Source organism: Rhodococcus sp. PML026, from assembly GCF_000963615.1.
GTDB lineage: Bacteria > Actinomycetota > Actinomycetes > Mycobacteriales > Mycobacteriaceae > Rhodococcoides > Rhodococcoides fascians.
In genome coordinates this window covers 890,173-898,660 of the sequence record NZ_KQ031375.1, presented here as the reverse complement: position 1 = coordinate 898,660, position 8,488 = coordinate 890,173, and the positions used below count along the sequence as shown (strand labels likewise).

General features: G+C 65.0%; 7 protein-coding genes. All 7 read right to left on the bottom strand.

All coding sequences use genetic code 11. From position 1 onward, the window contains the following. The coding region (locus VF34_RS19680; protein WP_331386608.1) for a biotin carboxylase N-terminal domain-containing protein at window positions 1-435 on the bottom strand (435 nt) is incomplete at its 3' end. 127 nt (window positions 436-562) lie between these two features. Continuing rightward, complete coding sequence (locus tag VF34_RS19675; protein WP_032372711.1) at window positions 563-2,032, bottom strand: condensation domain-containing protein; 1,470 nt, start codon at window positions 2,030-2,032, stop codon at window positions 563-565. Between the two features lie 134 nt (window positions 2,033-2,166). Then, window positions 2,167-2,580, bottom strand: a complete 414-nt coding sequence (locus VF34_RS19670; RefSeq protein WP_027496472.1) for a SufE family protein — start codon at window positions 2,578-2,580, stop codon at window positions 2,167-2,169. Beyond that, entirely contained in the window at window positions 2,577-3,446 is an 870-nt protein-coding gene (locus VF34_RS19665; protein WP_371828127.1) for a sulfurtransferase, read from the bottom strand. The genes VF34_RS19670 and VF34_RS19665 overlap by 4 nt, the downstream gene beginning before the upstream one ends. Before the next feature lie 157 nt (window positions 3,447-3,603). Continuing rightward, window positions 3,604-4,977, bottom strand: coding sequence for a condensation domain-containing protein (locus VF34_RS19660; protein WP_045841892.1), 1,374 nt, complete (start codon window positions 4,975-4,977; stop codon window positions 3,604-3,606). Beyond that, window positions 4,955-6,409 carry a condensation domain-containing protein gene (locus VF34_RS19655; protein ID WP_032372708.1) on the bottom strand — a complete coding sequence of 485 codons (1,455 nt, stop codon included), beginning with the start codon at window positions 6,407-6,409 and terminating at the stop codon, window positions 4,955-4,957. The genes VF34_RS19660 and VF34_RS19655 overlap by 23 nt, the downstream gene beginning before the upstream one ends. Before the next feature lie 118 nt (window positions 6,410-6,527). Next, window positions 6,528-7,976 (bottom strand): condensation domain-containing protein, encoded by a 1,449-nt coding sequence (locus VF34_RS19650; RefSeq protein ID WP_032372707.1) that lies wholly within the window; start codon window positions 7,974-7,976, stop codon window positions 6,528-6,530. Between the last annotated feature and the right edge of the window lie 512 nt (window positions 7,977-8,488).

Here is an 8,488-nt window from a genome sequence, read left to right as displayed (position 1 = left end):
GACCGGTTCGGAGGTGCCGGGGACCGAGGGGGCTTTGGCGCGGGCGGCGATGTGGCGGGCGGTGACCTTGTCGCCGAGATCGCGGATGGACTGCGGGGACGGTCCGATCCAGATCAGTCCTGCATCGATGACAGCTTGGGCGAAGTCGGCGTTCTCGGAGAGGAATCCGTAGCCGGGGTGGATGGCGTCGGCTCCGGATTTGGCGGCGGCATCGAGGATTTTGTCGATGACCAGGTACGACTCCGCGGAGGTTTGTCCGCCGAGTGCGAATGCTTCGTCGGCCAGGCGGACGAACGGGGCGTCGGCGTCGGGTTCGGCGTACACAGCGACACTGGCCAGCCCGGCATCAGCGGCCGCCCGGATCACCCGAACCGCGATCTCACCACGATTGGCAACAAGAACCTTGGTGATCTGAGCACTGGCATGGCTGGGCACTGAGCCTCCTACAGATGTGTTTTTCGCATCCATCGTCACGAACGTCACGTCGGAGTCTAAGCACCGACTCGGTCGTCGCTGCAATCGGTCCAGGCCGCTGCGGCGCGTCCAGGGCGACAGGATGGGACTACTGGCTGGTAGCGATCCGCCCGGTATCGGAGTGCCCGGGATCGGGATGCTGGGACGTTGCGGCAGAGAAGGAGGCGGTACCGGTGTCGGCCACCTCGGTCAGCAGGGCGCGAAAGGTGCCTATGTATTCGTGTACCCGGGCAGTTGCGAGCTCGGTGTTGGGATAGCGAGCCGCGATGTTGATTCCCTGAGGTGTGCGGTTGATCCAGATGTACACGTCGTGTTGGTACTGCTTGCTGCGCAGCGCACGCGCGTTCCAATCCGGCCAGTGCTCTGCTGCCGGCGCGAACCGCACATCCATGAACGAGACGACGAAACGTGGCCTGGCCGAGTAGCCGAGGGTGGTGAACACCCGATCGAGCGGAACCCGCGCAATCGGCTTGGTCTTCTTCACCTCGGCCGATGCTGCGGCCACGACCGAGCCGAACGACTCCGCGCCGGCGATGTCGAACGAGATGGGACACAGTCCGACGAACCACCCCAGTGCCGACGCCCACTGCGGCTCGTCCCGGGTGTGTACCGGGGTGACAGTCCGAAATTGGGTGCCCCCGCCCAGCTCGGCACCGGTGATGGCCAGGACCCCCAGTAATCCGGCGAACAGACTGTTCCCGGTCTTTCGGCACGCGACCGAGAACGAATCGGCTTGCTCGGGGTCGAGCACCCAAGCAGAGAGCCCGCCCTGAGGTACGTCGTCCGGGCTGGGATCACCGATGTCGAGCGGGAAGTCGGGCAGCTGGCCGTCCCCGTCGATCAGCAGATCGCGCCAGATCGCGACGGCCTCGTGCGAATGTTCCAACTCGGCGTTTCGCTCGCGTTCGGAGGACCCGAAGTCGAGATAGCTGCCGGCCTCGAACAGGGCGGCCGGTGCCCCGCCCAGCTCCTCGCCGTACAGGGCCGCGATCTCGTGGGCGACCAGGACAGTGGACAAGCCGTCGATGATCGAGTGATCTGCTGCGAAGAAGACGGTGATCGGCCGCGTCTCGTCCAGTGGTTCGAGAGTGACGAACGCGTAGGCGGGCCAGATCAGGGGCGAGGTGAACTCGTCGAAGAGATATTGCAGATGCTCGAAGACCTCACTCGACTGCGCACACCGTTCCTGCTCGACCTGCCAGATGTCGACGGCTCCCTGCGCGGCGGTCACCCGGGTCATCTCACCGGTGGCCTCGTCGATCGATGCGCTCGACCGCATGGCTTCGTGTCTGTCGATCCAGTTCAGCACCGCCCGCCGGAAAGCGTGCTTGTCCAGGGGACCGGCAATCTCGAACGCCGCGCCGAGCCACGACTCGCGTCCGCGGCGAGGGCTGCTCAGGCTGGTACGCAGGTGCGCCTCGTGGACGTAGGACGTCGGGCGAGGGTCGGGCTGCCACCCGGCGGCTTCGGGAGTGTGGGCGTGTGGGCCGACACTGGGAATCCATTCGGTGAGCGTGCCCGCGGGAACCGCGTAGTCCGCCAACTCGGTGAACTCCATATCGGCAGCAACCAGCCTTCGTCAGACGCATTCGGGGGATTGTTCGGACAGCGGGCGACGATGCCCACTACCGAAGTCTACCGACGGCGGCGTGTATCGATCAAGACGAAGGCCGGGCGCTGCCGAACACGAGGTCAGCGCAGGTGCCTCTTGATACGTGCAAGCATCGCCGACATCCCTCGGAGGCGCAGGGGGCTCACCGCATCGCTCAATCCGAGAGCCGAGTAGAAATCGTCCGGAACGTCGAGGATTTCCTGTGCGCTGAGACCGTCGAGCCCCTGCGCCAGGATCGAGGCGAACCCGCGAGTCGTCGGAGCCTCCGGCGGCGCGCTGAAGTACAGCTCGATCCGGGCGGGATCGGATGCATCGACCGACAGGAACAACGGCGACTGACATTCGGGGACCGGCTCCATCGCATCCTGGGCCAGGTGATCCGGCAACGGGGGTAGTTCCCGGCTGAATTCGAGCAGGAGCTGCAGTTTGTCCTGGCCCTCGACTGCGGCGAAATCCTCGACGATCTCGGCCAACGATTCTGGAAGGGAACTCATCGAGCGGCCGGTGCCGATCCGGGCTCCTCGCCCCGGGCGATCGGAACGCGCACAGCATTGCCCCACTCGGTCCACGAGCCGTCGTAGTTGCGGACGGACTCGTACCCGAGCAGATGCGTCAGCACGAACCAGGTATGGCTCGACCGCTCGCCGATGCGGCAGTACGCGATGACCTCGTCGGTTGCCGAAGTCTCGGCGTAGATCTCGTCCAGTTCTGCGCGTGAGCGGAATCGACCGTCCGGTGCTGCTGCCTTGGCCCACGGGATGCTGACGGCGGTGGGGATGTGGCCGCCGCGCAGCGCACCTTCCTCCGGGTAGTCGGGCATGTGGGTGCGTTCGCCGGTGTACTCCGCGGGGGAGCGTACGTCGATCAGAGGCACGGAGCCGAGAACTCCGAGCACGTCCGAGGCGAATGCGCGGATCGGTGCATCGTTCCGCTCGACGACGGGGTAGTCGGTCGCCGGAAACTCAGGGACATCGAGTGTGGTGTCGCGATTCTCGGACAACCAGGCATCACGTCCGCCGTCGAGCAGCCGCACGTCCTGGTGTCCGAACAGGGTGAACACCCACAGTGCGTAGGCGGCCCACCAATTGCTCTTGTCGCCGTACACGACGATTGTGTCGTCACGTGAAATGCCCTTGCGGCTCATCAGTTTCGAGAACTGTTCGCCGTCGATGTAGTCGCGCGTGACTGGGTCGTTCAGGTCGAGGTGCCAGTCGATCTTGACCGCGCCGGGAATGTGGCCGACGTCGTAGAGCAACACGTCCTCGTCGGATTCGACGACACGGAGCCCGGGCGTACCGAGATGAGCGGACAGCCATTCGGTGGATACGAGACGATCCGGATGCGCGTAGTCGGCGAACATTGCGTTGGAATCGGTTGGTACAGGCACGTATCGGCTCCTACGGAAGATATTCGGCTGGCGGCCCGCTCGGGGGTGAACGGTCTCCGTCGACAATCCTATGCCGTACCGCCACCGAGTGGCGGGAGCCGCAGGCACAGAGCGCTGCGTCGGTACTGTCTCAGCGTGTCAGGGCCGTTGTGGTGGCCTGGTCGGTCGCCTCGGCCAGCAGCGCGACCAGCGCGCCGCTGAACGCAGTCATGACCGAGTGCGCGAGGACGGTGTCGGGAAAACGTGCCCGCAGAGCCAGACCCGAGGTTGTCCGCGACACCCAGAACTGCGCGTCGTCGGACACCGTCGCGTTGCTGACGTGGTGTGCGTTGGATTCTTCGAGTCCGCGGTGGCCCTCGATTCTGGTGTAGTCGATGTACGACACCATGAACACGTCGTTTCGCGAGAGGGTGAACGTGTCTCCGAGGGATGCCAACACCTGGGGGATGGGCACTGTGCTCAGCGGTAGCGCAGCACGAAACTCCCGTTGGGCCGCGGCGATCGTGTCGACGAGCACGTCGCCGACGTCCACGGTCATCGGGGCGTTGGTGGTGAACCAGCCCAGTGCCCGCCGGAACCGATCCTCGTGACGGGTGTGCAGAGGGAACAGGAACGGTATCTGCCGCGGTCCGCCGATGGCGGCGCAGGCCTGACCGATCGCAGCCACGACCCCGGCGAACATCCCGCCGCCCGACCGAGTACACAGGCGCTCGAACTCGGCAGTGCGGTCGGCACCGAGGATCGGCGCGACAAGGGTTGCCTGCGTAGCAGTCTCACCGTCCGCCAGTCCCAGGTCGAACGGAAAACTCGGCGTCGTACCACCGCACCGAACAAGGAATTCCGACCACCGCACCATGCGCTCGTCATGGCGATCCACTGCCGGCTCGGTTGCTTCGATACGGCAGTAGTCGACGAATCCTCCCACCGGACTCAGCTCGATGTTCGGACTCGACGGGCAGCGCCGGTACGCGTCGTACCAGGCACGAACCTCGTCCACGGTCACCGCGATCGACAGCGCGTCGACGTTCGAGTGGTCGAATGCGCAGACCACCGTCGAGACGTCCGGCCGGTCGATCGCGACGCACGTGTACGACGGGAACCGTCGTGCGTCGCAACGTAACTCGAGTATTCGGCGGAGATGCTCACGTAGCTCGGTCGGGCAATCGAATTCGGTCCGGTTCGACGCCGCGATCTCGACCGAACCGGGGCGATGAAGCATCCTGTCCAGGCCGTCGGTCGCCTGGACGAACGAGCTGCGCAGAGTGTCGTGTCGGTCGATCAGTCGAGTGAACGCCCACGCGAGAGCGTCGACATCGATGCGGCCGGGCACGTCGAACGTGCCCGCGATCCATACTCGCCGAGCCTCGCCCAGATCGCCCAGATGAAACCGTTGATTGAACGACGGTGGAATCGGGGACCGTTGTGCATCCCCGGTGACGTCGGCAGTGAATTCGACGACGACACCGGCCGCGGGATGGTACTCAGTGATCGAGGTGACCCGCACCGACCCGCTCCTGAACCGAACCGGGCGTCAGTACGTAATCGCCTGTGCGCGCGATCTTTTCCAGTACCGATGCCAGGTGTGCGTGGTACCGCTCGACCGATTCGGCAGCGACGGCCGTGTCGGGGGTCTGCGCCACCAGATACAGATGCTCACCGTCGCGGTTGATCCACATCGACGCGTTGGAGGTCGCGCCCTCGCCGGTGAAATGCTTGGCACGAGTGTCCGCATCTCGCCCGACGCCGGGGAACCAGCGAAAGTCGATGTACGAGAGCATGTTCGGGCTCACGGCGAGTTCGCTTCCGAGCGTGCCGTCTGCGGCGAGAGCGCCGAGTACCGCATGGACCGGTGCTTCGGCGATCTGCTTGGCCCGCTCGAAACCCTCGTGCGCCGGGCCGGCGACGTCGGAGAAGCGCTCGTGACCGGCGATGTCGAACGCGACCGGCGCGAAGTTGACGAACCAACCCTGGGATTGTCCGTAGTCACCGTGGTGGCGAGTGCTCAGCACCGTGATTCCGAAGTACTCCGCGTTCCCCGCGAGCTCGAAGTCGGTGATGCCGACGGCGGCGAAGATTCCACTGCTCATCCGTGCGCCGGCGGCCTTGCACGCGGCATCGAACGCTGCCGTCAGTTCTCGGTCCAACAGGTGGCGTTCGACGATTCGGACCGGGGCGCGTTCGCCGGGTGCAAGCCCCAGATCGAGGGGGAACCGAGGCATACGGCCCTCGTGCCTGGTGAAGATGTCACGCCACGCGGCGATCTCGGGGGAGTCTGCACCGAACGTCGCAGCGCGGGCGCGCTCGTCGGCGGCGTACTCGAGGTGACTTCCCGCCGAAGCCGGTTGCGGAACATCCGCCCCGATCTCGATCGCGTACAGATCGGCCAGTTCGCTGATGACCAGAGCCTGTGAACCACCATCGGTGAACGCGTGATCGGCACCGTAGTACAACGTGAAGCTGCCCGGCCTCGATACCACTCCGACGACGAACCCCGGCCAGATGTCGGCGGTGGCCTCGGTCGAGAAGCGCTGCCGCACATAGTGTTGGAACTGCTCGTCGTCGGATGTCTCACCTGCGTCGACGGTATCGAAACGAGCAACTTCCGGGCCGCCGAGGTGTCGAACCACGTCGGTGCCGTCCACCTCGAACCAGCACCGCAGACCCTCGTGCCGCAGCACGTACGCAGTCAGCGCACGGCTCATCGCCTCGGTGTCGATGTCGCCGTCGATCTCGGTGGCCACCCCGGTGTACGCCGTGTGCACGTCGCCACGTGCGCGAGCTGCCCACGCTGCCTTCAGGTGGTCTTCCTGAAGAAACGACGGTGGAGTCGAATCGATCGGTGCCGCAGCGGCGCTCGCCTGTGCGGCCGCGGTGGGATGCCACTCGAGCAGTCGGCCGGGCGCGGGGTTCCAGCGGCCCATTGCGGTGATGATCATGTTCGCTTCACTCTTCCGGTCGGGGCGCAGTGGACGGAACGTACCGGCTGCCTACGCCGCCGTCTCCGTCCTCTGCGCATCCACTTCTCCTGCGTCCACGCCTATTCTGCGTCTACGCTCATTCTGCGGCGACAACGACCGACGGCGGGGCCGCCGCGAGCACCGTATCGCTACCGCCGTCGGAGTCGATGACCGCCGTCAGAACCGCGACGAACTCGGTGATGAACCGATGGACATTGGTCGACGCGACATCCGAACTGGGGAAGCGGGCCGAGATGTTGAGCCCTTCGAGCGTGCGATTGACCCAGAAGTAGACCTCGTCGTCGGCGTGGCAGTTGCTCCTGAGCGCCCGCCCCTTGCGCCCCTGCCACTGGGCGGCGTCGGGCAGGAACCGCAGGTCGATGTACGAGACCACGAACCGGGGAATTTCGGTGGAGTCGAGGATCTTGGCGATCTTCGAGTACGGCATACGGGCCAGGCCCTTGTTCGCAGCGCCCGCGGTAGCCGCGGCCTCGAGTGCCTCGACGAAGGTGCAGGCGTTGTCGAGCTGGATTCCCATCGGAAGAATGCCGACGTACCACCCCACCGACGCGGCCCACTTCTGCTCATCGCGGGTGTGCATCGGCATCACCGTGCGCAGAGACCGACTGCCGGACAGGCGAGCATTCGTCAATGCGAGCGCCGCAAGAATTCCGGCCTGCATGTTGTATCCGGCAGCGCGGCACGCCGCATTGAAGCCGTCCGACTGTTCGGAGGTCAGAAGCCACGACGAGATGCTGCTCTGGGGCGCAGGGCCGGTGTCGGCGCGGGGCCGGTCGCCCGCCAACGGAAGCGGGAAAGCCGGGAAGCGGCCGTCCTCGACAGCGAGGAAGTCCTGCCACGTTCGCACGGCACCGTGATCCGCCGTCAGGGTGTCGCCGAGTGCCCGTTCGGACTGACTGAAGTCGACGTAACTACCCACCTCGGGCAATTCCGGGTCGATGCCGTCGAGGGCCTGCGCGTACAGCCGGTCGATCTCGTTGATCGCATAGATCTGGCTGTATGCGTCCATGACCGAATGATCGGCCGCGAAGGCGAGCAGGAACGATTCCTCGGGCCCACCGGCGAGAGTGCGGGACGCGTCGTCGGGTTCGATGGTGGCGAGAACGAAATGCGGCCATGCCGTCGGAGACACGGTGTCGCCGAACCACGACTGCAGATGGCCGAACACCTGAGTTTCCGATCGCGACTCCGCGTGTGGGCGATATGTCACCTGCACGGCGTCGACCGGTGCGGTGAAGCGCTGCCACGAACCGGACTGGTCGTCACGACGAACCTTGGTTCGGAACGCCTCGTGCCGACCCATGTACGCGGCGATGGTGCGGCGTACGGCCTCGACGTCGTAGCGACGATGGATCTCGAATACCGTGCCGATCCAGGAGCCCGGCGCGCTGCGCTCGCAATGGTCCTCGTGCGTGAACGACAGCCCGCGGGAATCGAGAGCCCACTGATCGTCGTCGACGCGGGGAACCCACTCGGTCAAGCGTCCGGCGGGAAGTGGATAGTCGGCGAGTTCGGTGTATTCCATGGTGTCCTCTTCCGTTCCGGGCTCGGCCAGCGGTATTCGGCAGTAGTGGTGTCTATCGGCATTCGATTACGGTCGAGTGGTGGATGTAACGGCGGAAGTCGTCGGTCCGGCTCGCTTTTATCGGGTGCACTCGCAATGCTTTCGACATTGAAAGAACAACTATTCGACGGACCGTGGAGTCGCCGTCCGGTCGACGTGAGTACGGCACTCACAATAGGGCGAAAGCGAAACTATTTCGCGACGCGTAAAAGTAATTCTTGTCACTGTCGAGGGGGTTGACCGACGGGTGGAACATCGGTCGGAAAACTGATTCTCGCACACATCTGCATTGCGATTCCGGCGTAACCGCACGTCAGGGCCCGATGATTCGAGAGAGCCGATCCGGGTGACGGGCTCGGAACCCAGACCTCGGGCCGGACCGGCACCCCGAGACCGGAGTCACATTCGCGCGTCCGCTCGGTGGAATGGCACCTATTGCAAACATTGAATGAATCGCCCGACGAGAAACAGCA

What these genes read in the sequence shown, in the direction of transcription:
- VF34_RS19675 (WP_032372711.1), bottom strand. Translation starts at nt 2,032, where the DNA reads ATGGAGTTCACCGAGTTGGCGGACTACGCGGTTCCCGCGGGCACGCTC.
- VF34_RS19670 (WP_027496472.1), bottom strand. Translation starts at nt 2,580, where the DNA reads ATGAGTTCCCTTCCAGAATCGTTGGCCGAGATCGTCGAGGATTTCGCC.
- VF34_RS19665 (WP_371828127.1), bottom strand. Translation starts at nt 3,446, where the DNA reads ATGTTCGCCGACTACGCGCATCCGGATCGTCTCGTATCCACCGAATGG.
- VF34_RS19655 (WP_032372708.1), bottom strand. Translation starts at nt 6,409, where the DNA reads ATGATCATCACCGCAATGGGCCGCTGGAACCCCGCGCCCGGCCGACTG.
- VF34_RS19650 (WP_032372707.1), bottom strand. Translation starts at nt 7,976, where the DNA reads ATGGAATACACCGAACTCGCCGACTATCCACTTCCCGCCGGACGCTTG.